The sequence below is a fragment of the Stenotrophomonas sp. SORGH_AS_0282 genome (assembly GCF_030818125.1).
Classification (GTDB): Bacteria; Pseudomonadota; Gammaproteobacteria; order Xanthomonadales; family Xanthomonadaceae; genus Stenotrophomonas; species Stenotrophomonas rhizophila_A.
The window spans coordinates 2,131,396-2,157,858 of sequence record NZ_JAUTAB010000001.1; the positions used below are offsets into that span (position 1 = coordinate 2,131,396).

The following is a 26,463-nucleotide window of genomic DNA, read 5'->3' on the forward strand; positions in this document are numbered from 1 at the left end:
TCCGCTGCGCGTTGAAGCGGTAAGAATGGCGCAAACCCCACGATTGCGTGCCTCCTTTGTCTCGACGCCATCCAGGCCCCGCATATGGACCGCTGCTGCCGTCCGTACTCAACATCGCCCTGCTGGATGACCACGATGTGGTCCGGCATGGCAGTTATGTACACCTGTCCACCGACCCGCGGTTCCATGTGGTCGGCAACCACGCCCACACCAGCTCCCTGATCAGCACCTTGCAACACCACCTGGTGGACGTGGCGGTGGTGGACTACACCCTGGGCGAAGGCGACCTGCAGGGCATGGAGCTGCTGCGCATGCTTCGACGCCGGTTCCCGCGCGTGCGGGTGTTGATGTTCTCGGCCAACGTACATCACGTGATGATCTCCAACACCATGGCCGCCGGCGCCGCGGGCGTGGTCTCCAAGGGCGAGACACTGGAAGCGCTGGCGCGCGCGGTCACCCGCGTGGCGGCCGGGCACACCCATGTGCCGGTCAACTACCGCGACGAACATGCCGAACACCGGTTGTCGCAGAGCGAGCGCGAAGTGCTGCAGCTGTGCCTGAGCGGCATGACCGTGACCGACATTGCCTTGCAGCGCAACCGCAGCATCAAGACCATCAGCACCCAGAAGCACGCGGCGTTCCGCAAACTCGGCCTGCGCACCGACCGCGACCTGTTCACCCTCCGCCACCAGCTGGCGGTGTGGTGAGCGGCAACTGGACCTGGGCCGGCGCCTTGACCGGGGTGCTGGTCGGCCTGCTGCTGCCTGTCACCCCGGGCAGCAGTGCCGAACCGCGGCTGGTCCGGGTGGCTGCCGACCCCTCCCAGCATGGGCTGCTGGCCAATGACAACCGCGCGGCGCGCGACACCAACCTGATCACCGGCTATGCGCAGCTGGTCGCCGAACAGGCCGGACTGGAATTCCGCGAGCAGCCGGTGGAATCGGCCACCGCCGCGCTGCAGGCAATCTGCGACGGGCGCGCCGATCTGATGCTGCTGCTGGGGCCGCTGGACAACGCGCCGTGCACGGCGTTGGCCGCATCACCGGCGTATTACCGCGGCCAGACCCTGATGGCCAGCCGCCACGCCCAGGCGCACCCGCCGGAATTCGCACACCTGCGCCGGGTGGCGGTGGTGCGCGGCACCCGCCTGGCCGAATGGCTGGGTGCCTACCACCCCCACCTGCAGGTGGTGGACCTGCCCAGCCTGCGTGAAGCGCTGTCCGCCGTGGAAGCCGGCGTGGTGGACGCGGCACTGGACCTGGATGTGGCAATGCGCCCCGTGGTGCGCCGCGAATTCGGCAACAGCCTGCTGCTGCATGGCGGGCCTTCCACCTTGCCAGGCAGCCTGCACCTGGTGGTGCGCCACCGCGATCGCGCCCTGCTCGATCAGATCCATCAGGCGATGCGCTCGATCAGCCCGCAGGAACACGCGATGCTGATGCAGCGCTGGACCAAAGCCACGTACCTGAGCGGGCCGTCGCTGCAGGTGATGTCGCAGCACTTTCGCTGGGAACTGCTGGCCGGCGCGCTGATCCTGCTGGCCCTGCTCACCGCCGGGGTGTGGATGCGCGTGGCACAGCAGTCGGCGCGGCGCAGCGAACGCCAGCAGGCGCGCTTCATCGCCGTGATGAGCCACGAAGTGCGCAACGCCGCGCAGGCACTGGTCACCTCGGTGGATCTGCTGCACCAGTCGGGCCTGGACCAGGGCCAGCGGCAGCTGGTGAACGCCGCACGCAATGCGGGGGCCGGCCTGCGTCATCTGCTCGGCCACGCGCTGGACTATTCACGCCTGGCCACCGGCGAGTACCACCCCACCCCCGGCTGGCAGGACGTGCGCCAGCTGGCGCGTGACTGCCTGGCGGTGGCCCGCCCTGCGGCCGAGGCCAAAGGCCTGGCCATCACCCTGCTGCAGGACACCGACCCGCTGCCCCGGATGTGGCTGGACGGTGACGCGCTGCGCCAGGTGCTCAGCAACCTGCTGGGCAACGCGGTGAAGTTCACCGACCTGGGGCACGTGGACGTGACCCTGTCGCTGCACCTGGACCAGGACAGCGCACACCTGGGGCTGTCGGTTCGCGATACCGGCATCGGCATCCCGGCCGCGCTGCACGACACCGTGTTCAAGCCTTTCGCGCAGGCGCACGACAGTCATTCGCGGCAGATGGGCGGTGCCGGGCTCGGCCTCTCCATCTGCCAGGATCTGGTGCGGGGCATGGGAGGCACGGTGCAGCTGCGCAGCGCTCCCGGCGAGGGCAGCTGCTTCGAGGTGCGCTTGCCGGTGGTGATCGAAGCCACCGGCCCCTGCTCGGGGGAGCAGCCGCTGGCCGGGCGTACCCTGTTGCTGGTTGAAGACCACGCATTGAATCGCACGGTGGTCTGTCGGCAGCTGGAGACGCTGGGCGCCTCGGTGAGCAGCTGCGCCGACGGCGCCAGTGCACTGCACTGCCAGGCCGCCGAACCCTGCGGCATCGTGCTGCTCGATTGCGTGCTCGACGACATGAGCGGTTACGAGCTGGCCGTGCAACTGCGACAACTGGAGCGCCGCCACGGGCGTACGCCGGCCGTACTGGTGGCAGTGTCTGCCAATGATTCGGCCGCGCACGTGGAACGCTGCCTCGCCTGCGGCATGGACGCGGTGCTGTGCAAGCCGCTGGATATCGGCCAGCTGCTCCGGGCATTGCAGGTGGAGACGCAGGGGAACACAGCGCGGCTGGCAAGCCCGACCAGCAGCGCAACCGACCCCATCTGGACCGAGATCCTGCAATCGCTGCAGGAAGAGCAGATGGCGCTGCATGACGCCCTGCGCGACCGGGCCGCAACCGCCCTGCGGCACCACGCGCATCGGCTGGCCGGCGTGCTGCAGATGCTGGGGCAACCGGATCTGGCCGCGATTGCCGGCGACCTGCACGAACTGGACCTGGACGAAGCCGGCGACTGGCTGGACGCCCAGCGGCTGCTGGGTTACCTGCGCCCAGCCCTCGCCGGCCTGGCAGGCGGGACGATTATTTCAGCTGCAGGGGATAGCGCTGCCACAGCACGTGCACCAGGAATCCGGTGAGCTCGGCATCCTTTGCGCTGATCGCCGCACGGATCTTGTCCAGCAGCACCATATCGCTGCAGGTGCGCACATCGGCGTGGTCGGCCTGCCCGGCACGACGGGCCCGGTAGCGGGCCGCACGCTGGGCATCGGTCATGGCGTAGCCGAACGTGGGCGGACGGCCGCGCTTGCGCGGCAGCATCAGCTCCAGGGTGCCGGGGTCTTCTTCATCACGCATGACGGACGGGGAACGCAAACGGGGCGCGAACAATATCGTGAGATGTAACGGAAATCCAGCAGAAATACGCGGAATCGATCACCGCGCGAGCGAGGACTCCGCCAACCGCGCGCCCAACCACACCAGCGCAAATCCCGCCACCAGACTGATGCCCAGATACGTCGGCATCACCCACCCGCGTCCGTTGCGGACCAGCAGCACCGCCTCGAGCATCATCGACGAGAACGTGGTCAGCCCGCCGATGATGCCGACGATGGCGAACGCGCGCCAATACAACGCCGCACTGCCGCGGGTCTGCAGCCAGACCACCACGTAGCCGACCGCAAAGGCGCCCACCAGGTTCACCGTCAGCGTGCCCCACGGAAAACCGTTGCCGAACTGGCGCAGCATGGCGTCGCCGATGATGAAGCGCAGTGCCGCGCCCAGCGCGCCGCCGGCCATTACCAGCCCCAGCTGCTGCCACCACGTCCCGAAGCCCCCCATCAGTCGTTCCCTTTGCGCGCCCGCGCCTGCTCGCGCTCGGCACGCAGGCGGTCGAGCTTTTCCTTCAGCTTGATTTCCAGTCCGCGCGCCACCGGCTGGTAATACACCCGCTCGCCCATCGCATCCGGGAAGCCGGTCTGGTCAAGCGCGATGCCACCTTCGGCGTCATGGTCGTACTGGTAGGTCTTGCCGTAGCCCAGCTCCTTCATCAGCCTGGTCGGCGCGTTGCGCAGGTGCAGCGGCACCTCCTGGGTGCCGGTCTCGCGCACTTCCTGCTTGGCCAGGTTGAAGGCGGCGTAGCCGGCGTTGGATTTGGCGGTGCTGGCCAGGTACAGCACCAGCTGGGCGAAGGCCAGCTCGCCCTCGGGGCTGCCCAGCCGTTCGTAGATGTCCCAGGCTTCCAACGCCATCGACTGCGCGCGTGGATCGGCCAGGCCGATGTCCTCTATCGCCATGCGGGTCAGGCGCCGGGCCAGGTAGGAGGGATCGCAGCCGCCATCGAGCATGCGTGTCAGCCAGTACAGCGCCGCATCCGGATTGGAGCTGCGCACCGACTTGTGCAGGGCCGAGATCTGGTCATAGAACTGCTCGCCCCCCTTGTCGAAGCGGCGGGTACGGTCGGCCAGCACCTGCACCAGCATCTCCGGACTGATCCGCCCGCCTTCACCGCCGGCCAGTTCGGCGGCGATCTCCAGCAGGGTCAGACCGCGCCGCACATCGCCGTCGGCGGCGGTCGCGATCTCCAGCAGCGCTTCGGGTGTGACCTGCAGCGCCTCGGCGCCGAGCCCGCGTTCCTTGTCCTGCAGCGCCCGCTCCAGCGCCTCGACGATATCGGCCGGCGACACCGCTTCCAGCACGTGCACGCGGCAGCGCGACAGCAACGCCGAATTGAGCTCGAACGAAGGGTTCTCCGTGGTGGCCCCGACGAACACGATGGTGCCGCGCTCGATATGCGGCAGGAACGCATCCTGCTGCGCCTTGTTGAAGCGGTGCACTTCGTCCACGAACAGCACCGTGCGGCGACCTTCGGCGAAGCGCTGGGCCGCCTCGGCCAGCACCACCCGGACCTCGGGCAGGCCCGAAAGCACGGCGGAGATGGCACGGAATTCGGCGTCGGCGTAGTGCGCCAGCAGCAGGGACAACGTGGTCTTGCCGCAGCCTGGCGGGCCCCACAGGATCATCGAGTGCACATGCCCGGACTCGACCGCCCGGCGCAGCGCGCTACCCGGGGCGAGCAGGCGTTTCTGCCCCACCATCTCATCTAGGGTCTGCGGGCGCATGCGCTCGGCAAGCGGGCGCATGCTGTCCCGATCCACCGTCAGCAGATCGGGTTCATTGAATGTCGTTCGGTTTCTGGCCACGACACTATTGTATGACCGAATGACGCAGCGCCGGGCCCTGCCCGGCTGCGTCAGTTGCCGATGACGTCGGTGCCCTTAGGCGGCGTGAACGTGAAGGTGGTTTTCGGGAACGCCGGGTTCCGCTTCCAGTCCTTGAACGAGATCACCGTGCGCTGGTTCACCGCATCGGTCACTTCCATGCGGGCCAGGCCCTGCGCGTTGAAGCCCAGCGCGGCGTACTGGAACGACGTTTCGGTTTCACGCTTCGGGGTCAGCGACAGCCACTGCAGGCCGTCGCGCGGCGCGGCCTCTTCACTGACGTCGTACTGCTTTTCCAGCAGTGCCGGGGTGATCAGCGCGATAAGCGGGCTGTTCTGTTCCTCGGCGCCCTGCACACGCTTGGTCGCCTGCTGCAGGTCCGGCTCGTACACCCACACATTCCTGCCGTCGGCAATGATCAGCTGCTCATGCGGCACCGTGTACTCCCAGCGGAACTGGTTCGGCACCGACAACGCCACGCTGCCACTGGTGGTTTCCTTCACCTTGCCCTTGCTGTCGAACACCTTCTGCTCGAACTTGCCGTCCAGACCCTTCAGGCCCTTGGTGAACGTGGTCAGCTCATCGCGGGCGCCGGCCCAGGCAGACACCGACCCGACACTGGCGCAGACCAGCGTGGCGGCGACAAGACAGCGGCGGAAAGTGCTCTGCATACGGGTATCCAATGAAGGTTGTAAGGATGGCCGGCAGTGTGCCGAGGTCATCCTGAATGGGGGGTCAGGGGACGGATTGCACCGTGCGCAGGTCGCCGTAGACCACCTGCCCGCGGAAGCCGCGCCGCACCTGCTGGTACAGCTCGCGGAACGCAGCATAGTCGCCCGGCTGGCACAGCGCATCCGCGCCGCGCACCGCCTTCTGGTGCAGGCGGTGGCGGGCGACGATGGCCTGCCCTTCGCGGCTCCACTCAAGCGCGTACTCCCCGGCCGCATTGCGGAACTGCTGGTTGCGCGGCATCGCCACGATCGGCACCCCGGCCGGGAACTCCAGCCGGTAGGTTTCCTGGCGCAGGGTGTCGTTGCAGTAGAACGGGGTGGCGTTGTCCGGCGCCGACGTGGTGGTGTAGATGTCACGGAACGACTCGCCACCGGGCGGGTCCGGCAGCACCATGCCACCGACCACGCCGAAATCGACGTAATCACGGGCGCGGAAATCGTAGCGGTAGTTGAACGGCCGGGTCAGGTCCTGCGGGTCGCCCAACAGGGTCAGCGTGCCGCTGCCATCGAAGCCGGACGAGGCCATGATCGATTCCTCCACCCGCGCCCGGTTCTGCGCGTTGAGGCGGGCGAACGCGCCGCGCATGCCGATCTCGCCCACTTCGCGGGTCTGGGGCACGGTCTGGCCCTGCAGGTTGCCGTCCGGGTCGAAGCGGAAAGTGACCTCGAAGCCGCTGCCGTTGCGCGCGGCATCGTTGGCCGGGGTGCGTGCCACCTTGGCCTGGCGCGTGTGCAGCACCGGCGCACCGAGGTCGCCGTCGGGCAACTGGCCAAAGCGCGCATAGGCGCTGGTGGAATCCAGGTACAGGTCGAACTCGGGAATGTAGGTGATGGCGTGGTTGAAGCGGCCCAGCAGGGGAATGTCCGGCAGGGTCGGGCCGCCGCCGGCGCCAATCAGCACCGGGGTGCTGTCGATGCCGCGCGCGGCCAGCAGCGCCTCCAGGATCACCACATGGTCCTTGCAGTCGCCGTAGTGGTTGTCGAGGATGCTCTGCGCCGGGTTCGGCTCCAGCCCGCCGTTGCCCAGGTACACCGCCACGTAGCGGATGTTCTGCGACACCCAGCGGTACAGCGCGGCGGCCTGTTCACGGCGGTCCACGATGCCGCGGGTGACCTCGTCGGCCAGCGCCTGGATCCCCGGGGTCACCCGTGCCGCCTCGCCACCCTTGAGCTGGTAGGCCTGCGCCACCTGCGCCCAGTCGCGGTAGGTGCTGGCCATGATGGTCGGGCTGAACTCCCACGGCGCTGCGGTCCATATCTGCACCGGCATCGGGTCCGGGCGGCGGTAGCGCCAGGCCCAGGTCGCCTGCCCGTTCCGGATGACGGGTTTCTGGCTGCCCTGCACGCCCCGCTGCTGCACGTACATCGGCAGGGAGGCCGGCGCGCTCAGGGTGACCTGCGCATCGTCGTACTGCGAGAAACCGCTGAAGGTTTCCCACAGGCTGAAGTAGCCCGGGAAGTACGGCTGGGTCTGGGTGCGGCGGGTCTGGTAGACCACCCGGGTACCCGGCGCCAGGTTGGGGAACACCACCACCCGCACCTTGCGGTCGGCGTACATGGCCGCCGCGGCGCTGGAATAGCTTTCCTGGGTGTAGATGCGGTCGGCCGGCACGTCACGGCGCTGGCCGTCGGCGGTCAGGGTGTAGGCCGACAGCACCTCCAGCGTTTCCATCTTCTCGCTGTAGCTCAGCCGCACCTGGCTGAACTGCTCCACCGCTGCCTTGGTCTTGAGCAGGATGTCGTAGGACTCGGTCTGCACGTTGCCGGCGTCAGCGCGCACCACGTAATCGGCGCGGTAGCTGACGAAGCTGAAGTTGTTGCTGGCCTGGGTATCGCTGGGGGCGGCCGGCGGGGCCGGTGCCGGTGCCATCGCAGGCGCCGGAACCGGGGCCGGGGCGACCGCCTGGGCCGACACCAGCAGGGGCGCCAACGCCAGCGCGCACGCGGTCATCCATGTCATGCGGATCATTGCGGTTCCGGCGTTACTTCGGCGGGGGCGGCGCAAGCACGCTGCGGTCGCCGTTGTGTTCGGGTGGGCTGACCACGCCGGCCATCTCCATGGCTTCGATCAGACGCGCGGCGCGGTTGTAGCCGATCTTCAGCCGGCGCTGCACACCGGAAATCGAGGCGCGGCGGGTTTCGGTCACGATCCGCACAGCTTCGTCGTACAGCGGATCCGATTCATCCCCTGCCGCCCCGCTGGACTCGGGCAGGCCACCGGCACCCACCACCACGCCATCGCCCATCATCTGCACTTCGTCCAGCACGCCGCTGATGTAGTCGGCCGGGCCGCTGGCCTTGAGGTGTTCGACCACGCGGTGCACTTCCTCGTCGGAAACGAACGCACCGTGCACACGGTCAGGCAATGCGGTGCCGGGCGGCAGGTACAGCATGTCGCCGTGGCCCAGCAGCGTTTCGGCGCCGGACTGGTCCAGGATGGTGCGCGAATCGATCTTGGAGCTGACCTGGAAGCCGATGCGGGTCGGGATGTTGGCCTTGATCAGGCCGGTGATCACATCCACCGACGGACGCTGGGTGGCCAGGATCAGGTGGATGCCGGCCGCACGCGCCTTCTGTGCCAGGCGCGCGATCAGCTCTTCGACCTTCTTGCCGACAATCATCATCATGTCGGCGAATTCGTCGATAAAGATGACGATGAACGGCAGCGTTTCCAGCGGGCGCGGGGCTTCGCCCAGCTCCGGGTTCGGCTTGAACAGCGGGTCCATCAACGGCTGCCCGGCGTCTTCGGCGTCCTTGACCTTCTTGTTGAAGCCGGCCAGGTTGCGCACGCCCACCGCGCTCATCAACTTGTAGCGCCGTTCCATTTCGGCCACGCACCAGCGCAGGCCGTTGGCGGCTTCCTTCATGTCGGTGACCACCGGCGCCAGCAGGTGCGGAATGCCCTGGTAGACACTCAGTTCGAGCATCTTCGGGTCGATCATCAACATCCGCAGGTCTTTGGGCGAGGCCTTGTACAGCAGGCTCAGCACCATGGCGTTGACCGCCACCGACTTGCCCGAGCCGGTGGTACCGGCCACCAGCAGGTGCGGCATGCGCGCCAGGTCGGCCACGGTCGGACGGCCGGCGATGTCCTTGCCCAAGGCCAGGGTCAACGGGCTGGCCGACTTGTCGTACTCCTTGGAGCGCAGCAGTTCGGACAGGTAGATCATTTCGCGGGTGACGTTGGGGATCTCAAGACCCACCACCGACTTGCCCGGAATCACATCCACCACGCGCACCGACTTGACCGACAGGCCGCGGGCGATGTCCTTGTCCAGCGAGCTGATCTGGCTGACCTTGATGCCCGGTGCCGGCTCGATCTCGAAGCGGGTGATCACCGGGCCGGGATATGCGCCGACCACCTGCGCGTCGATGCGGAAGTCCTTGAGCTTGAACTCGATCTGGCGCGACAGCGTTTCCAGCGTCTCCTCGTCGTAACCCTTGGGCTGCGGCTTGGGATCATCCAGCAACGCCAGCGGCGGCAGGTCCGAGCCATCGCCATTGACGCCGCGGAACATCGGAATCTGGGTTTCGCGCTTGGCGCGGTCGCTCTTTTCCAGCACCGGCTCCGGACGCGGCTCGATCTTGACCGGCTCGCGCTTGGCGCGCACCTCGGCGTCCACCTTGCGCACTTCCTGGCGTTCCTCGCGCATGGCGCGGGTCTGCTGCCACTCGGTGGCCTGTTCCTTCTTCTTGCTGAGCAGCGGCGGCAGCGCCAGCACCGCGCGGCCGATCTTCTCCATCACCACGAACCACGAAATGCCGGTGGCCAGGGTGATCGAGGCCAGCAGCAGCACCAGCACGAACAGGTTCGCGCCGAGCGCGCCGAACCCGGCACTGAGCGAATTGCCCACCAGCCGGCCGAGGATGCCGCCGGCATGGCCCACATCGCCACTGAACAGCCGCAGGTGCAGGAAGCCGGTGCCGGCAATCAGGAAGCCGACCAGGCCGACCAGCCGCAGCGCCGGGTCCAGGTCGTGCTCGCCCTTGCTCTCACGCTTGAGCCCGAACATGGCGAACCACGCCAGCGCGCCCAGCACGATCGGCAGCAGGAACGCCATGTAACCGAACAGCTGCAGCAGCACGTCGGCCACCCAGGCGCCGACCCGGCCGCCCATGTTGTGGATGGGCGCCACCACGCTGCCGGTGTGCGACCAGCCCGGGTCGCTTGCCGAATAGGTGAACAGACTGGCGACCAGATACAGCAACGCCGGGGCGATCGCGATCAGGCCGAGGTCGCGCCACAGGCGCTGCCGACGGGGATTTTCGACCGGCGCCGCAGCCGCAGCACGGCGCGACGCCGCTTTGCCGTCGGGAGACTTGGATCGTTCCGGGACCTGTTTCGCCACCTTAGACCAGACCTTGGGAATGCACTGTTAGTGCTTGATAATAAACGACTGACGGCACGCCAACCACCACCGGCTGGGTTGCGCCGTTCCACCGCTCGCCTTGAATCGGGCGACCCCTGCCGCCACTCTATGACCTGTCTTGGACGCCGGGCAATCTTTCCCCAGCGCCCCGCCCCATCATCTCTTTGCGAGTCTACATGAGCAATTCCAAGCCTTCCCGCCACCAGAAGCTCGTCATCCTCGGTTCCGGCCCGGCCGGCTGGACGGCAGCGGTCTACGCCGCCCGCGCCAACCTGAACCCGGTGGTGATCACCGGCCTGCAGCAGGGCGGCCAGCTCATGACCACCACCGAAGTGGACAACTGGCCGGGCGACGCCCACGGCCTGATGGGCCCGGACCTGATGGCGCGCATGCAGGCCCACGCCGAGCGCTTCGAGACCGAAGTGATCTTCGACCACATCCACACCGCCGATGTGACCCAGCGCCCGTTCAAGCTGATCGGCGACAGCGCCGAGTACACCTGCGACGCGCTGATCATCGCCACCGGCGCCACCGCCAAGTACCTGGGCATTCCCACCGAAGAGGCCTTCAAGGGCCGCGGCGTGTCGGCCTGCGCCACCTGCGACGGCTTCTTCTACCGTGACCAGGACGTGGTCGTGGTCGGCGGCGGCAACACCGCCGTGGAAGAGGCGCTGTACCTGTCCAACATCGCCCGCAAGGTCTACCTGGTCCACCGCCGCGACACCCTGAAGGCGGAAAAGATCATGCAGGACAAGCTGTTCGCCAAGGTCGCCTCGGGCAAGATCGAAACCGTGTGGCACCACCAGGTGGACGAAGTGCTGGGTAACGAAGCCGGCGTCACCGGCGTGCGCGTGAAGTCCACCCTGGACGGCAGCACCCGCGACATCGACGCCCACGGCTTCTTCGTGGCCATCGGTCACCACCCCAACACCAGCCTGTTCGAAGGCCAGCTGACCATGAACAACGGTTACCTGGACATCCGCTCGGGCCTGGGCGGCAACGCCACCCAGACCTCGGTGGAAGGCGTGTTCGCCGCCGGCGACGTGGCCGACCAGCACTACCGCCAGGCCATCACCTCGGCCGGCTTCGGCTGCATGGCCGCGCTGGACGCGGAGCGCTACCTGGATGCCAAGGGCGAGCTGAGCTGATCAGCGGCACCTGAAGCACCCGAAGAAGGCCGGCGCCCAGCGCCGGCCTTCTTCGTTTCAGCTGCCGCCCTCGCATGTCATCCAGTGCTCGACCGGGCCGGAAGTGACGCCATCGGCATCGCGCATTACCGTGCTCCAGTTGACCATGCCATAGCCGCTCCCTTCGCAGGTCATCCTCGCCTTGATGGGCGACGCGGAGGCATCCGTGACCGTCTTCACTTCCGCCCTGCAGGCGCCCGGCTGGGTGCAGTACACCGGCGTGAAGCTGAGTGTCACCGGGAACTGCGGATTGCCTTCGAAATGAACGTCGGTCTCCGCCGCACCGCTGGCTGGGACGGTAACGCGATCGATCTTCCTCAAGGCTAAAGGCGTGCAGTCCTTGCCATCACGGAACAGACGGTAGCCCTTTTCAACCCCCTTCATCGAAGCCGCACGGAACACCGGGTCCAATAGTGCCGCCGCATCTTCCGGATGCGTATGGAACGCCGTCTCGACGATGATGGAGGGCATGGTGGCCAGACGGTTTTCGCCCTTATCCTCGGAATGAGGCGCAGGCGCTACGACGAACGACTCGTAGCCGGGAGTACTTTGAATCAGTTCTTTCATTGCACATAGAACGCTCGCTCCCAGCGCTGCATCTGAGGGGCGCCCGGGCTGGACGATGACACGGGCACCCCTTGCCGTACCGTGATCATCTGCATTGCTGTGCAGGTGGATGGCGAATTCTGCACCCAGATGATTGGCAAGCAGTGGTCGAGTGTTGATGTCCTCTTTGTACTCGCGATCACTTGCAGCACTCCCTTCATGGGTATTCCATATCTCAGGATTGCCCGGGTACTGCGCCGCGACCGAATAGCGCGCAGCCATCCGCCACCACTCCTGCCCACTCTCCGGGTGAGTCCCCATCCCATCTTGGACGCGAGGCCGGATCACAGGCATCTGAGAGCGAAGTTCGATGACGCTTTTCAGCTCAACGGCATAGGTGGGCGTCAGCATGCCCTCCATCACGCCGTTATGGGGGTCTCGTTGCGTCTTCCATGCTCGGTCCTTGTGGTCGAAGTAGTATCCATGCCCTGCCGCCACGAATGCCACGCCAGACCCCGCGACCTGCCCCGATCGCTCTCGTTCCTGCTTTTCACGGCGGATGCGCTCCCCGGCCTTTCGAGCCGCATCATCCTCCTGCTTGACCTCTGGAAAATAGTGGTAGACGTCGAATCCACCGTAAAGGTATTTGACCTGCGAAACATGCAGGAATCGATCGGTGACTGACAACAGCGCGTTGTTGATGATGCTGCGTTGATCTTCAAATGCAGGGCCGTAGTCCTGCGGGATGAACCCGCGATCCAGGTTCACGGTGATGACCTTTTGCGAAAGATCCACCGACGCACTGACATGCCTGCTTCTCGCCTGCCCCTCAAGCAGCTCTATACGCCCCACCAGATCGCTGGCTGCACGCGTGAGGAGCATATCCAGCTCCATATTGCTTTCTGGCGCCAAGACCTCAATTGCATGAAGCGGGGTCGGGGCGAAGCCGTAACACGCGCCGACGGCAAGCATTGAAGCGGAGAAGAGACGGTTGAGGCCACTGCACTTGATCACGACGAAGCTCCTGAGTCGACTGAGATTCGCGCCAACAGTTCGGCGCGACTTGAAATCTCCTCCCTTCAAGGCCACACGAACGCGCGCCAACGCACGCTTCCCGGCGTTTACTGAACAACTTTCTTATCGGTTACCGCAAGCCGATCAACGCCACCTAAAACACCCCGTTTTCCATCGGCCTGCCCTATCCTTCAGCCATGCCCGATATACGCTTCCTTCATCGCCTCACCGACATGCCCGCCGCCGACTGGGATGCGCTGCACGATGGCCGCAACCCGTTCGTCAGTCATGCGTTCCTGCAGGGGCTGGAGGAACACGGCTGCCTGCGTGCGGAATGGGGTTGGCGGCCGCGCCACTTCACCCTGTGGGAGAGCGGCCAGCTGATCGGGGCGGTACCGGGTTACCTGAAGGACAACTCGCATGGCGAGTTCGTGTTCGATCACGCCTGGGCCAATGCCTATGCCCGCCACGGGCTGGCGTACTTCCCGAAGTGGCTGGGCGCAGTACCGTATTCGCCGGTGAGCGGGCCGCGCCTGCTGGCGAAGGATGCGGAAACCGCTCGCATGCTGGTGGAGACCCTGCGCGCCGAGGTCGCCCGCATGGGCTGGTCGTCGGCGCACGTGAACTTCCACCTGGCCGAAGACGACCCCGCGTTCGGCCCCGACTGGCTGCTCCGCGAGGACATCCAGTTCCAGTGGCACAACCCGGGCAACTGGCCCGACTTCAGCAGCTTCCTGGCCGCGATGGACCACAAGCACCGCAAGAACATCCGCCAGGAGCGCGCCAAGCTGGCCCGCACCGGGGTGAGCTACCGGATCGTGCACGGCGATGAAGCCACCGACGCCGACCTGCAGGCCATGCACGACTTCTACCTGCAGACCTTCAGTGAGTACGGCAATTCGCCGGCACTGACCCTGCCCTTCCTGCAGCACCTGGCCACGGCGATGCCGCGCCAGCTGGTGATCTTCCTGGCCATGCTGGAGGGCCAGCCGATCGCCGGCGCGCTGTGCCTGCGCGGTGGCGACACCCTGTACGGGCGCTACTGGGGCGGCGCCACCCTGCCCGGCCTGCACTTTGAAACCTGTTACTACCAGGGCATCGAATACTGCCTGCGCGAAGGGCTCGCCCGTTTCGAGCCCGGCGCGCAGGGTGAACACAAGCTGGCGCGCGGCTTCCTGCCGCACCCGGTGCGCAGCCGGCACTGGCTGGCCGAGCCCGCGTTCGCCGCCGCCCTTGCAGGCTGGTGCGCGCAGGAGCGCGAGGAAGTGCAGCGCTATGCGCAGCTGCTGGCCGAGCACACCCCCTTCAAAGCCATCGAGTCCGCATGAGCCGGCATCTGCCCTGGCGACTGGACGACCGGCCCGACGCCCCCTTCCCGCCAGCCGAGAGCGCGCTGCGCGATCCCGATGGCCTGCTGGCACTCGGCGGCGACCTATCACCGGTGCGCCTGCTCAATGCCTACGCTGGTGGCATCTTCCCGTGGTTCTCGCAGGGCCAGCCGCTGCTGTGGTGGTCGCCGGACCCGCGCATGGTGTTCCGCACCGAGGGCGTCCACCTGTCCTCGCGCTTCCGCCGCAGCCTGCGCGCCAGCAGCTGGGTGCTGCGTGCCGATACCCGCTTCCGCGAGGTGATCGAGGCCTGCGCGGCCAGCCCGCGCCCGGGGCAGGACGGGACCTGGATTACCCGGGACATGATCGAGGCCTATGTGGCGCTGCATGCCCTCGGCTTCGCCCATTCGATCGAGGTGCTGGACGGCGACCGGCTGGTGGGCGGGATCTACGGGGTGGCCATCGGCCGGATGTTCTTCGGCGAAAGCATGTTCAGCGCGGCCAGCGGCGGCTCCAAGGTGGCGCTGGCCGGGTTGGCCCACCGGCTGTCGTCGTGGGGGTGGCCATTGATCGATGCACAGGTGGAAAACGACCACCTGCTGCGGATGGGCGCCGAGCATTGGCCGCGGGAGCGGTTCCTGGGGGTGGTGCGGGAGCAGGTGCAGGCCGCAGCGCCGCCCGGGGGGTGGACGGAGCGGTTTGGCGACGTTTCCGCCGCATCATTGGCCTGAGGCGGACGGTTAACGCAATCTTTGCATCCCGGGGGAGATGCGCGTAAAATGCCCGCTCTTAAGGCCAGCTCGGCCGTTTATAGAACTGCACAGGACTACATGTCGAAAGACGACTCCATCGAGTTCGAAGGCACCGTCAGCGAGACGCTGCCGAACACCACTTTCCGCGTTCGACTGGAAAATGGGCATGAAATCATCGCCCACATCTCCGGCCGCATGCGCAAGAACTACATCCGCATCCTGACGGGCGACCGTGTCAAGGTTGAAATGACGCCCTACGACCTGACCAAGGGTCGCATCACCTACCGCATGAAGTAAGCGGCAGGGCGGCTTCTCCGGAAGACGCGATCAAAGGCCGGCCCTGCGCTGGCCTTTTTGCGTGGGCGCCATTCAGCTGTGCCCACCGTGCCGGCAGTCACCCTGCCCCACGGCACCCTGACATCAGTCAGCCTGCCTTGATGCAGATTCGCCACCGGCCGAACGCAGGCACTGTGGTCTACGGTCCACTCCGGATCGTGACCCACTGGCCCCCGCCATGAAGACCCTGATCGCGCTTTGCCTGTTGGTTGTTTCCAGCGCAGCCGCTACGGCATCGGCGCAGACTGCGCCAGCTGCCGCCACCCCGGCGGCCTCCGATTGCATCACCCTGTCCAGCGACCAGCAGCTGGTCCGCAAGGGCGCCGATCGCAGCATCCTGCTGCGCAACGGCACCGATCACTACATCGTCCATTTCCAGAACAGCTGCAGCCAGGCCAGCTTCTCGCGAAAGCTCGAGTTTGCCACCCCCAGCAACGAGGGCCAGCTGTGCGGGGCACGCGCCAGCAAGCTGCGCACCGACACCGGCAGCTGCGATGTCGCCCGGCTTGAGCCGATCAGCGCAGAGGCGTTCGCATCCCGCGCCAAGCGCTGAGCGGGACCCAACAAAAACGCCCCATCCGGGGCGTTTTTGCGTTCAAGGAGCCACGGCCAACGGTCGTGACCTGCCAGTCATTCGACCGTTGCCGGCAGCAGCCGCTCCGGCTCGGCCTGCGCTTCGACGAACAGCTCGTCGTCGCGCACGTCGATGCTGACCCGGCCGCCATTGACCAGCTTGCCGAACAGCAGCTCGTCGGCGAGCGGCCGCTTGACCTTGTCCTGGATCACCCGCGCCATCGGGCGGGCACCCATCAGCGGGTCGAAGCCGTGGCGGGCCAGCCAGTCGCGCGCGGTCGGGGTGGCCGACAGGCTGACGTGCTTTTCCTGCAGCAGCATTTCCAGCTCGATCAGGAACTTGTCCACCACGCGCAGGATGTGCTCGAAGCCCAGCGGCTGGAACTGCACCACCGCATCGAGGCGGTTGCGGAATTCCGGCGTGAAGCTCTTGCGGATGATCTCCATCGCGTCGGTGGCGTGGTCCTGCCGGGTGAAGCCGATCGACCGCCGCGAGGCCTGCGCCGCGCCGGCGTTGGTGGTCATCACCAGCACCACGTTCTTGAAGTTGGCTTCACGCCCGTTGGTGTCGGTGAGCACGCCACGGTCCATGACCTGCAGCAGGATGTTGAAGATGTCCGGGTGGGCCTTTTCCACCTCGTCCAGCAACAGCACGCAGTGCGGGGTCTTGACGATCTTTTCGGTGAGCAGGCCACCCTGGTCGAAGCCGACGTAGCCCGGGGGCGCACCGATCAGGCGGCTGATCGAATGCGGCTCCATGTACTCGCTCATGTCAAAGCGCACCAGCTCGATGCCCAGCTGCAGGGCCAGCTGCTTGGTCACCTCGGTCTTGCCCACGCCGGTGGGGCCGGCGAACAGGAAGTTGCCGATCGGCTTTTCCGGATTGGCCAGGCCCGAACGGGCCAGCTTGATCGCCGAGGACAGGGTCTCGATGGCCGGGTCCTGGCCGAAGATCACCATCTTCAGGTTGCGCTCCAGGTGCTGCAGCACGTCCTTGTCGGTGGCGCTGACCTGCTTGGCCGGAATGCGCGCCATCTTGGCCACGATCGTTTCAATTTCCTCGATGTCGATCAGCTCCTTGCGCTCGCCCTCCGGCAGCAGGCGCTGGCGGGCACCGGCTTCGTCGATCACGTCGATGGCCTTGTCCGGCAGCAGGCGGTCGCCGATGTGCTTCACCGACAGGTCCACCGCCGCCTGCAGCGCGTCATCGGCATAGGTCACGCCGTGGTGCGCCTCGTACTTGGGCTTGAGGCCCTGCAGGATCTCGTAGGTTTCGCCCACGGTCGGCTCGACGATGTCGATCTTCTGGAAGCGGCGTGCCAGCGCCCGGTCCTTCTCGAAGATGCCGCGGTATTCCTGGAAGGTGGTCGAGCCGATGCAGCGCAGCTCGCCGGAGGCCAGCGCCGGCTTGATCAGGTTGGAGGCGTCCATGGTGCCGCCCGACGCCGACCCGGCACCGATGATGGTGTGGATCTCGTCGATGAACAGCACCGCGTTGGGCATCTTCTTCAGCGCGGTCAGCACGCCCTTCAGGCGCTTCTCGAAATCACCGCGGTACTTGGTGCCGGCCACCAGCGCGCCCAGGTCGAGCGAATAGATCACCGCATCGGCCAGCACGTCGGGCACCGAACCTTCCACGATGCGCTTGGCCAGGCCTTCGGCAATGGCGGTCTTGCCCACGCCGGCCTCGCCCACGTAGAGCGGGTTGTTCTTGCGGCGGCGGCACAGGACCTGGATGGTGCGCTCGATTTCGTCGCGGCGCCCGACCAGCGGGTCGATCCGGCCGTTGCGCGCGGCTTCGTTGAGGTTGCTGGCGAATTCGGCCAGGGCATCGCCCTTGCCTTCGCCATCGGCACCCTCGGCGCGCCCTTCGGCGTCCGACGACGGCGGCACTTCGCCCTCCTCGCCCAGCTTGGCGATGCCATGGGAGAGGTAATTGACGATATCCAGCCGGGTCACGTCCTGCTGGTTGAGGTAATAGACCGCATGGGAGTCCTTTTCGCCGAAGATCGCCACCAGCACGTTGGCGCCGGTGACCTCCTTCTTGCCCGAGGACTGCACGTGGTACACGGCCCGCTGCAGCACGCGCTGGAAGCCCAGGGTGGGCTGGGTGTCGCGGCCGTCATCTTCGGCCAGGCGCGAGACGGAGGCCTCGATGGCCTGCTCCAGCTCCTGGCGCAGGCGGTCGGCGTCGGCCCCGCATGCCTTGAGCACGGCCTGGGCGGACGGGTTGTCGAGCAGTGCCAGCAGCAGGTGTTCCACCGTCATGAACTCATGGCGGGCCTCACGGGCGCGCTTGTAGCACTGACCGATGGTGTGTTCGAGGTCTTTACTGAACATGTTCTACTCCGGCGGCAGTTGAGAACAATATGCGGCCTACCTGCACAATTTCCATCACCCTACTGGATCGGTGCGTTCAGATGGCGTTATCACTTGCGCGATCATGCCCCAGACACCGCCAGCATTGGCTGCCCACCCGTGATGGCGACGTCATTTCGCCGTGGCAAGTACCCCGCCTGCCCGACGGCTCCCGGCGTTGCTTCAGACAGGGACGGGCAAGCGGACTGTAAACGGCCACACCCGGGCCATGCGCGGGCCGGCATTTGATTGATCCAGATCCTGATGGGCCCGTACAAATTCGTAGCCCCGGCCGTTGGCCGGACACCGCGCGCAGCGCGGCCCAAGTGTCCGAAGCCGGTTACCTGCCGGGTGGAACACACCATCCGGCGTTTCCACCCACCGAAGCCGCCCCTCAGGCGCCGGTATTGCCGCTCTACCCGGCTTTTTCCATCGTGCACAGCAGCGGATGCTGGTTCATGCGCGAGAACTCATTGACCTGGGCCACCTTCGATTCGGCGACCTCGCGGGTGAACACACCGCACACGCCACGGCCACGGGTGTGCACGTTGAGCATCACCTGCGTGGCTTTTTCCAGATCCATCGAGAAGAAGTGCTGCAGCACGGTCACCACGAAGTCCATCGGGGTGTAGTCGTCGTTCAGCAGCATCACCTGGTAGAACGGCGGCGGCGCGACCTCCGGGCGGGCTGGTTCCAGCGCTACGCCGTGGTCGTGGTGGGGTTCTTGGGAGGGCTCGCGGGGCATCCGGACATTATAGACGCCGCACCGGCCGGATTGGACGTTGGCCCCCTGCCCCCGTCACAATCCACTCATGGATACATACTTTCACAGGGATTTCATGAAAAGGATCGCCACCGCGCTGCTGCTGACCGCCACCGTGTTCGGGGCCCAGGCCGCAACGCCCGACAAGGCCGTCGGCCGCGTACTGGACACGCTGAAGTACCCCTACGAGGTCGACGAGGACGGCGACTACAAGCTGGTGTTCGACGTCGAAGGCGACCGCACCCAGCTGGTGTTCGTGCGCTCGGCCGTGGAAGAGTACGGCAAGCACCGCATCCGCGAGATCTGGTCGCCGGGCTACAACGCGCCGGGCAAGCAGTTCTCCGCGGCGGTGGCCAACCGCCTGCTGGAAGACTCCCAGGACGCCAAGCTGGGCGGCTGGGTGAAGCAGGAGCAGCTGGCCATGTTCGTGGTGAAGGTGGATGCCAACGCCAGCGCGGACGCCCTGAGCGAGGCCATCGAGGCGGCGATGAACACCGCCGATGCGATGGAACTTGAACTGACTGGAACGGACGAATACTGACGTGAACGAAGTGCAGGACCTGCGCTGGGCGCCGCACGTGACCGTGGCCACCGTGGTGGTGCGGGACGGGCGCCTGTTGCTGGTGGAAGAAGCCATCGACGGCCGTGCGGTGCTCAACCAGCCGGCCGGGCACCTGGAGCCGGGCGAGAGCCTGGCCGCCGCCGCCGTGCGCGAGACCCTGGAAGAATCGGGCTGGACGGTGCGGCTGACCGCCTTCATCGGCACTTACCAGTGGACCGCGCCCGACGGCACGCCGTTCCTGCGCTTCGCCTACGCGGCCGAGCCGATCTCGCATGACCCTGCCCGACCGCTGGACACCGGCATCCTGCGCGCGCTGTGGCTGGACCCGGCCGAGCTGCAGGCCGAGCCCTCGCGGCTGCGCAGTCCGCTGGTCTGGGAGGTCGTTGCCGACTTCCTGGCCGGCCAGCGCCACCCGCTGTCGATCGTGAAGGAGGTTGCATGAGCACCCCGCGCATCATGGTCGGCGTTTCCGGCGGCGTGGATTCGTCCGTGGCCGCCTGGCGGCTGGTCCAGCAGGGCGAGCCGGTGGCCGGGCTGTTCATGCAGAACTGGGCCGACGACGGCAGTGGCGATTGCCGCGCGGAAGACGACCGCCGCGATGCGGTCGCGGTGTGCGGCCTGCTCGACATTCCGTTTCACTTCCGCGACTTCTCCAGCGAATACTGGCAGGGCGTGTTCGAACACTTCCTGGCCGAATACGCGGCCGGGCGCACCCCCAACCCGGACGTACTGTGCAACCGCGAAGTGAAGTTCAAGCACTTCCTGGACGCGGCCCGCGAGCTGGGCGCCGAACGCATCGCCACCGGCCACTACGCCCGCGTGGCCCAGGTGGGTGGGCGCTGGGCACTGCTGCGCGGCGCCGACCGCAGCAAGGACCAGAGCTACTTCCTGCACCAACTGGGCCAGGCCCAGCTGGCCGCCACCCTGTTCCCGATCGGCGACCTGCAGAAGAACGACCTGCGCCGCATTGCCCGCGATGCGCGCCTGCCGACCCACGCCAAGAAGGACTCCACCGGCATCTGTTTCATCGGCGAGCGGGACTTCCGCGAGTTCCTGGGCCGTTACCTGCCGGCGCGTACCGGTGAAATCCAGGACCCGGACGGCAACCGCATCGCCGAGCACCCCGGGGTGTTCTATTTCACCCTGGGCCAGCGCGAAGGCCTGAACATCGGCGGCGTGCGGGGCCGCCCGGCGGCCCCGTGGTACGTGGTGGGCAAGGACGTGGCCAGCAACGTGCTGTACGTGGACCAGGACCGCGAGAGCCCCTGGCTGCAGTCGACCCGCCTGCATTCGGAAACTGCCCACTGGATCGCCGGCGCACCGCCTGCGCGCGAATTCGAGTGCACCGCGCAGACCCGCTACCGCCAGCCGGACGAGCCCTGCACGGTGCGGGTGCGCGACGATGGCAGCGTGGACGTGCGTTTCGCGCGGCCGCAGCGTGCCGTCACCCCCGGGCAATCCCTGGTGTTGTATGACGACGAGGTCTGCCTGGGTGGCGCGGTGATCGCCGCCACCGATGCGCCGCTGGAGCAGCGCCTGCGCACCGCCCCTTCCCCCTTCGAGGTATCTGCTGCATGAGTTTTTCCATCGACGACCGCGTCCTTGCCCTGGCTGGCATCGCCCAGGCGCTGCAGCAGGTGCGCCGCATCGCCGAAACCGGCCATTCCGAGGCCAGCGTGGTCCGCACCGCCATCGACAGCGTGTTCCGGATCGACGCTGACAGCCCGCAGGCCATCTATGGCAGCGCCGCCAACCTGGCCCCGGGCCTGCGCCTGCTGCACAACTATTTCCGCAACCAGGGCCAGGACGAGATCCTGCCGCGGTTGGCATTGGCCGTGCTGCAGCTGGAGCGCCGCTTCGTGCGCGAGAACGCCGTGGTCGAGCAGGTCAGCCAGGGCATCGCCCGTGCCCAGCGCCAGGCCGCCGAGCTGAACGACAGTGCCCACCCGGACGTGCTGTCCAGCCTGGGCGGACTGTATGCCGACACCATCAGCCATCTCAAACCGCGGGTGATGGTCCAGGGCAACCCGCACTACCTGGGCCAGGCCGGGGTGGTGGCCGAGATCCGCGCACTGCTGCTGGCGGCGGTGCGTTCGGCGGTGCTGTGGCGCCAGACCGGCGGCCAGTACTGGGATTTCCTGATCTCGCGCAAGGCGATGATCGAAGCGGTGGACCGTCAGCTTCGATAAAAAATGGTGCACGGCGGCTAAAGCAAACGGGGGTACGGCCGATACATCATCCGTGCACCTCCCCGAGAACGTCCATGTACTCACGCCTCTTCACTAGTCTGGCCGCCCCCCTGGTCCTGACCCTGCTGCTTCCCTTCGCCATCGGCTTTGAATGGCCGGCCGCCCTGCGCTGGGCGATCCTGACCACGATGACGCTCAGCTGGCTGGGGTTCGCGTGGTGGACCGCCCGCGCCCAGACCCAGCGCTCGCCCGAGCATGCCCGCATGATGCGGGAACAGGACCAGCTGCTGACCGAGCTGCGCTCGTTCGTCGGCAACGAAATCGACGGTTCCCGTGGCGAAATCGAACGCGCCCGTGACCTGATCCGCCAGGCCGTGGCCGGCCTGGGTGGCAGCTTCGATGCCATGAACCGCAAGTCCCGCCAGCAGAGCCAGGCACTGGCCCGGATCGTTGACCGCGCCGGTGAAGACGGCGGCGCCGGCGTCGACGTGGCCCGTTTCGCCCAGCACGCCAGCCACCGCATGGAACAGCTGGTGGAAGCGCTGGAACAGGTCAGCGGCCAGAGCAGCAACACCGTGCAGCACATCGACCAGATGGCGCAGCACCTGGATGGCATCTTCGCGCTGCTGGAAGACGTCAAGTCGATCGCCGACCAGACCAACCTGCTGGCGCTGAACGCTGCCATCGAAGCAGCCCGTGCCGGTGAAGCCGGTCGCGGCTTCGCGGTGGTGGCCGACGAAGTGCGCAACCTCTCCGAGCGCTCCACCACCTTCAACGAGCAGATCCGCAAGCTGGCGCACAGCTCCAAGGACGCCATCGCCAAGGTCCGCGAGACGGTCTCCAACATGGCCTCGCGGGACATGGACCGCTCCCGCGAAGCGCGTCACGAAGCGGCGGCCATGCTCGACAACGTGGCGCAGATCAACGCGTCGCTGGGCGAAGGCATGCGCGAGATCTCCGAGTGCGGCCGTGCCATCGACAGCAGCGTGGCCGAAGCCGTGCGCGCCCTGCAGTTCGAGGACATCGCCACCCAGGCCCTGGGCGGCGTGCACACCCACCTGGACCGCCTGACCTCGATCAACCGTGAAGCGGTCGGCCTGCAGGAGCTGCTGCACCGTAACGGCGGCGTGTTCGATGCCGAAGTGGCCACCGCGCTGCAGCGTACCGGCAACCGCCTGCGCGAAATGCGCAGCGAGTGGGAACGCCCGCCGCACAAGCCGGTGAGCCAGCAGAGCATGGCAGCCGGTGCGGTTGAACTGTTCTGACCTGCCATTCGTGCCGGCAACGGCATTCCACGAGGGCCCCGGCATTGCCGGGGCTTTCGTGCGTGTAGCACCCTGACCCATCTGCTGAAGACTGCCGCATGCTGTTGAACGCTGCCCCCTCCCAATTGATTCCTGCCGGTAACGGCGCGTTGCCCGACGCTGCGGGCGACGTCATGCCCCCTGCTCTGGCGCCCGTAGTGCCGAAGAGCGGGCGTGCGCTGGTGGCGGCGCTGGAACAGCAGGCGCAACGGGAACTGGCGGGAATGATGGCGACCGCACCGGCGGCAACGCCGCTGGATCCCGCATTGGCGGGATTGGCGTGGGACCTGGGATTGAGCGGCGACAGGGTTGGTTGATACGGGTCCCGATGGGCCCGTGACAATCCGTGGATCGGAATCAACCCACCACAGGCTCGTCAACGGTCATGGACACGACGGTATCGGGATCATCAACGGGCACCGGACACCGGTAGCGCCGGCCGTTGGCCGGCCCACGCACCGTCAGGGGGCGACCGGAATCCGCAACGCGTCACCAGCCGGGGCGGGAATCGCCTGCATCTGTCCGCCACCGTGCTTCAGCCACTGGGCCAGGTCACGCGGGGTCAGCGGACGCGAATACAGGTAGCCCTGGATCTCATCGCAGCCCTGGCGGCGCAGCATCGCTTCTTCCTGCTCGGTTTCCACGCCTTCGGCCACCACTTTCATGCCCAGGGCGTGGCCTAGGTGCACGATGGCCTGGGTGACCTCGGCGGTACCGGCATCGTGGAGCATGCCCTGCACGAAGCTGCGGTCGATCTTCAGGCGGCCCACCGGGAAACGGTTGAGGTAGTGCAGGTTGGAGAAGCCGGTACCGAAATCGTCTACCGCCAAGGGCACGCCGTGCCGCTCCAGCACATCGAAGCAATGCCGCAGCACGTCGGTGTCACGGATCAGCGCCGATTCGGTCAGCTCCAGCTCCAGCCGCTGCGGTGCCCAGCCATGGGCGTGGCAGATGCCGATCACCCGCTCGGCAAAACCACGGTCGCGCAGCTGCACGGCCGACACGTTCACCGCGATCCGGTCGAAGGTCAGCCCGGCCCGGTCCCACGCCGCCGCCTGGCGGCAGGCCTCGGCCAGCACCCAGTCGCCGATGCGCACGATCTCGCCGCACTTCTCGGCAATGGGAATGAACTCGGCCGGACTGCAGTAGCCAATCCCCGGGCGGTGCCAGCGCAGCAGCGCCTCGATGGCCGGCGGCTGGTCCTGCGCGGCATGCAGCAGCGGCTGGTAGGCCAGGCTGAACTCTTCGCGCTCGATGGCGCCCAGCAGCGCATGCTCGATCTCCAGCTTGCGCTGGATCCGCAGCAGCGCGTCCTGGCTGTAGTACTGGTAGGTATTGCGGCCGGCTTCCTTGGCGGCATACATGGCCGCATCGGCTGCGCGCAGCAGGGAATCGAAATCGGTGCGTCCTTCGTCAAGCATCGCGATGCCCACGCTGGCGCCCACTTTCAGGGTGTGGTCGCCCCGTTGCAGTGGCTCGGCCAGCGATGCGATCAGCTTGCGCGCCACGTGCCCGGCATCTTCCGGATCGGCCAGATCGCGCAGCACCACGATGAACTCATCGCCGCTGAAGCGCCCGAACAGGTCGGCGTTGCGCAGGTTCTGGTGCAGCCGCGCCGCCGCTGCCTTGAGCAGCGCATCGCCGGTGGCGTGGCCGAAGGTGTCGTTGATGGTCTTGAAACCATCCAGGTCGATGAACAGCATCGCCAACGGCGCGCCGCGATCGCGCGCTTCCTCGATGGCGTCGGCGGTCTGCTCGCGCAGCAGCATGCGGTTGGGCAGGCCGGTGAGCAGGTCATAATGGGCCAGCAGCTCGATCCGCTCGTTGGCTTCGCGTTCGCGGGTGATGTCACGGAACAGCACCACGAAGCGGGTTGGCAGGCCATCGCGATGGTCCAGCTCGACCAGCACCTGCACCCAGACGCGCAGCCCGGACTGGCGGTAGAAACACAGGTCCAGCTGTTCGGGCAGGCCGCCGGCGGCAATGCGCGCCAGTGCGGCCTCGAATGCATCGCGCGAATCCTGCGTGTACAGCGCCAGCGCCTGGTCCAGGGTGATCGGTTCCTTGCGCAGCCCGTGGATGCGGTAGCACTCCTCGGTCCACTGCATGTGGCGGGTGGCCACGTCGATCTCGCAACCGCCGATCCTGCCCAGCGCCGAGACCCGGTTCAGCAGCTCGGTCCGCCAGCGGATGAGCGCATCGGTCTGGTGCTGTTCGGTGATGTTCTGGACTTGGCCCAGCAGGCGCTGGATGCGCCCGTCCGGGCCCAACAGCGGCTGCATCCACAATCGCAGGTGCAGCGCGCTGTCGTTCCCGCGCGGCAGCTCCAGCGCCAGCGTGCTGGGCTTGCCATCGCGCAGCATGCGCCGCCAGGCCTGCCGCAACAGGCCGCGCGAACGCGGTTCCAGCAGGCGCAGCCAGTGCCGGCGGCTGTTCAACGGGGCATCGCCCACGCCGAGCAGCGCCCGGAACTCCGGCGACCACCAGAACTGGCGGCTGTCCGGGTCCCACGACCAGCTGCCCATGCTGGCGATGCGCTGCGCCTCGCGCAGGTGCACCTGCTGCTCCAGCAGCAGGGCTTCCATCTGTTTCTGTGCCTGGATGTCGGTGTGGGTGCCGACCATGCGCAGCGGCTGTCCGTCGACGGTTCGGGCCACCACGCGGCCGCGATCGAGCACCCAGCGCCACTCGCCTTCGGGATGGCGCAGGCGGTACTGGGCGGTGTACACCTCGCCTTCGCCGCGCAGGTGCGCGTCAAGCGCCGCGCGCACCGCGGCCTGGTCATCGGGATGCACAGGCGCCAGCAGCGCCTGCCCGGCCTCTGCCGCCGCGTGTTCGTCCACGCCGGCCGGCACGTCATGCCAGCGCTGCGAACGGGTCACGGCGTCGCTGGGCAGGTCCCAGTCCCACAAGCCGTGCCCGGCGTGGTCCAGCGCCACTTCCCAGCGGCTGCCCGCGTAGGCGGCGACCGGTTCGGGCACGCTCAGGGTGAAGGCCAGCAGGTTGCCGTCGGCGTCGTGCACGGCGCGCATCCAGCCATCGAAGCGTCCACGGGGCCCGCCCGGCAGCTGGCACGGCACCAGGCCGCCATCGGCGGCCAGCAGCCGCAGGTCTTCCAGCAGCTCGCCGTAGGCCGCCACGGTAGCCGGCAACCCATGTTCGCGCGCGGCCGGATTGGCGGCGAGCGGGCGCCCGGTCCGGTCCAGGATGACCAGGGCCGAGGCCAGGGGGTGCTGCAGCAGACTCGCGATGATGCCTTGGTCCACGCGGTATGACTCCGATAACGCACCCGACAGCCGGGAACGCAATCGTT

At 67.1% G+C, this 26,463-nt stretch carries 23 protein-coding genes; 13 read left to right on the plus strand and 10 right to left on the minus strand.

Annotated elements, in window-relative coordinates:
* Window positions 1–56: 56 nt before the first annotated feature.
* Both QE395_RS09455 and QE395_RS09460 read left to right on the plus strand, forming a co-directional pair.
* Window positions 57–707 (plus strand): response regulator transcription factor, encoded by a 651-nt coding sequence (locus QE395_RS09455; RefSeq protein WP_306988758.1) that lies wholly within the window; start codon window positions 57–59, stop codon window positions 705–707.
* A complete protein-coding gene (locus QE395_RS09460) occupies window positions 704–3,058 on the plus strand; it encodes an ATP-binding protein (RefSeq protein ID WP_306988760.1) in 2,355 nt (784 codons plus the stop codon). Before QE395_RS09455 ends, QE395_RS09460 begins: the two co-directional genes overlap by 4 nt.
* Here the strand turns inward: QE395_RS09460 and QE395_RS09465 are convergent.
* The 6 genes from QE395_RS09465 to QE395_RS09490 form a co-directional block, all read right to left on the minus strand.
* Window positions 3,003–3,275, minus strand: coding sequence for a hypothetical protein (locus tag QE395_RS09465; RefSeq protein ID WP_068851817.1), 273 nt, complete (start codon window positions 3,273–3,275; stop codon window positions 3,003–3,005). The genes QE395_RS09460 and QE395_RS09465 overlap by 56 nt on opposite strands.
* A 78-nt stretch (window positions 3,276–3,353) precedes the next feature.
* Complete coding sequence (gene crcB, locus QE395_RS09470; protein WP_095364304.1) at window positions 3,354–3,758, minus strand: fluoride efflux transporter CrcB; 405 nt, start codon at window positions 3,756–3,758, stop codon at window positions 3,354–3,356.
* Entirely contained in the window at window positions 3,758–5,059 is a 1,302-nt protein-coding gene (locus QE395_RS09475; RefSeq protein ID WP_254622142.1) for a replication-associated recombination protein A, read from the minus strand. The genes crcB and QE395_RS09475 overlap by 1 nt, the downstream gene beginning before the upstream one ends.
* 110 nt (window positions 5,060–5,169) lie before the next feature.
* Entirely contained in the window at window positions 5,170–5,808 is a 639-nt protein-coding gene (gene lolA / locus QE395_RS09480; protein ID WP_306988764.1) for an outer membrane lipoprotein chaperone LolA, read from the minus strand.
* Between the two features lie 64 nt (window positions 5,809–5,872).
* A complete protein-coding gene (locus tag QE395_RS09485) occupies window positions 5,873–7,837 on the minus strand; it encodes a DUF3857 domain-containing protein (RefSeq protein WP_306988766.1) in 1,965 nt (654 codons plus the stop codon).
* Between the two features lie 13 nt (window positions 7,838–7,850).
* On the minus strand, window positions 7,851–10,217 hold the full coding sequence (locus tag QE395_RS09490) for a DNA translocase FtsK (protein ID WP_068851802.1): 2,367 nt from the start codon (window positions 10,215–10,217) through the stop codon (window positions 7,851–7,853).
* Window positions 10,218–10,414: 197 nt separating this feature from the next.
* Here QE395_RS09490 and trxB point away from each other — a divergent pair, with 197 nt between their 5' ends.
* Window positions 10,415–11,386 carry a thioredoxin-disulfide reductase gene (trxB, locus tag QE395_RS09495; protein WP_068851800.1) on the plus strand — a complete coding sequence of 324 codons (972 nt, stop codon included), beginning with the start codon at window positions 10,415–10,417 and terminating at the stop codon, window positions 11,384–11,386.
* Window positions 11,387–11,443: 57 nt separating this feature from the next.
* Here the strand turns inward: trxB and QE395_RS09500 are convergent, their stop codons facing one another.
* Window positions 11,444–12,985 (minus strand): N-acetylmuramoyl-L-alanine amidase, encoded by a 1,542-nt coding sequence (locus QE395_RS09500; protein WP_306988771.1) that lies wholly within the window; start codon window positions 12,983–12,985, stop codon window positions 11,444–11,446.
* 197 nt (window positions 12,986–13,182) lie between these two features.
* Here QE395_RS09500 and QE395_RS09505 point away from each other — a divergent pair, with 197 nt between their 5' ends.
* From QE395_RS09505 to QE395_RS09520, 4 genes are all read left to right on the plus strand, one after another.
* Window positions 13,183–14,313, plus strand: a complete 1,131-nt coding sequence (locus tag QE395_RS09505) for a GNAT family N-acetyltransferase (protein WP_306988773.1) — start codon at window positions 13,183–13,185, stop codon at window positions 14,311–14,313.
* Window positions 14,310–15,044 (plus strand): leucyl/phenylalanyl-tRNA--protein transferase, encoded by a 735-nt coding sequence (aat, locus tag QE395_RS09510; protein ID WP_095364309.1) that lies wholly within the window; start codon window positions 14,310–14,312, stop codon window positions 15,042–15,044. Before QE395_RS09505 ends, aat begins: the two co-directional genes overlap by 4 nt.
* 99 nt (window positions 15,045–15,143) lie before the next feature.
* A complete protein-coding gene (gene infA, locus QE395_RS09515; protein ID WP_005409596.1) occupies window positions 15,144–15,362 on the plus strand; it encodes a translation initiation factor IF-1 in 219 nt (72 codons plus the stop codon).
* Window positions 15,363–15,579: 217 nt separating this feature from the next.
* Window positions 15,580–15,954, plus strand: a complete 375-nt coding sequence (locus tag QE395_RS09520; protein WP_068851791.1) for a hypothetical protein — start codon at window positions 15,580–15,582, stop codon at window positions 15,952–15,954.
* Between the two features lie 77 nt (window positions 15,955–16,031).
* On the opposite strand, the gene clpA is transcribed toward QE395_RS09520, so the two are convergent.
* Window positions 16,032–18,314 carry an ATP-dependent Clp protease ATP-binding subunit ClpA gene (gene clpA, locus QE395_RS09525; protein ID WP_306988777.1) on the minus strand — a complete coding sequence of 761 codons (2,283 nt, stop codon included), beginning with the start codon at window positions 18,312–18,314 and terminating at the stop codon, window positions 16,032–16,034.
* 433 nt (window positions 18,315–18,747) lie between these two features.
* Window positions 18,748–19,077 (minus strand): ATP-dependent Clp protease adapter ClpS, encoded by a 330-nt coding sequence (clpS, locus tag QE395_RS09530; RefSeq protein WP_068851786.1) that lies wholly within the window; start codon window positions 19,075–19,077, stop codon window positions 18,748–18,750.
* A 94-nt stretch (window positions 19,078–19,171) separates the two neighbouring features.
* On the opposite strand from clpS, the gene QE395_RS09535 reads away from it, so the two are divergent.
* From QE395_RS09535 to QE395_RS09560, 6 genes are all read left to right on the plus strand, one after another.
* Window positions 19,172–19,636, plus strand: a complete 465-nt coding sequence (locus QE395_RS09535; RefSeq protein WP_068851783.1) for a hypothetical protein — start codon at window positions 19,172–19,174, stop codon at window positions 19,634–19,636.
* A 1-nt stretch (window position 19,637) separates the two neighbouring features.
* Window positions 19,638–20,099, plus strand: a complete 462-nt coding sequence (locus QE395_RS09540; RefSeq protein ID WP_095364310.1) for an NUDIX hydrolase — start codon at window positions 19,638–19,640, stop codon at window positions 20,097–20,099.
* Entirely contained in the window at window positions 20,096–21,235 is a 1,140-nt protein-coding gene (mnmA, locus tag QE395_RS09545; protein WP_210132479.1) for a tRNA 2-thiouridine(34) synthase MnmA, read from the plus strand. Before QE395_RS09540 ends, mnmA begins: the two co-directional genes overlap by 4 nt.
* Entirely contained in the window at window positions 21,232–21,846 is a 615-nt protein-coding gene (hflD, locus tag QE395_RS09550) for a high frequency lysogenization protein HflD (protein WP_093536709.1), read from the plus strand. Before mnmA ends, hflD begins: the two co-directional genes overlap by 4 nt.
* A 74-nt stretch (window positions 21,847–21,920) precedes the next feature.
* On the plus strand, window positions 21,921–23,111 hold the full coding sequence (locus QE395_RS09555; protein ID WP_068851775.1) for a methyl-accepting chemotaxis protein: 1,191 nt from the start codon (window positions 21,921–21,923) through the stop codon (window positions 23,109–23,111).
* Between the two features lie 98 nt (window positions 23,112–23,209).
* The gene (locus tag QE395_RS09560; RefSeq protein WP_306988781.1) at window positions 23,210–23,467 is read left to right on the plus strand and encodes a hypothetical protein; all 258 of its coding nucleotides are present in this window, start codon (window positions 23,210–23,212) and stop codon (window positions 23,465–23,467) included.
* A gap of 144 nt (window positions 23,468–23,611) precedes the next feature.
* Here the strand turns inward: QE395_RS09560 and QE395_RS09565 are convergent, their stop codons facing one another.
* Window positions 23,612–26,416, minus strand: coding sequence for a bifunctional diguanylate cyclase/phosphodiesterase (locus tag QE395_RS09565; protein WP_095364311.1), 2,805 nt, complete (start codon window positions 26,414–26,416; stop codon window positions 23,612–23,614).
* Between the last annotated feature and the right edge of the window lie 47 nt (window positions 26,417–26,463).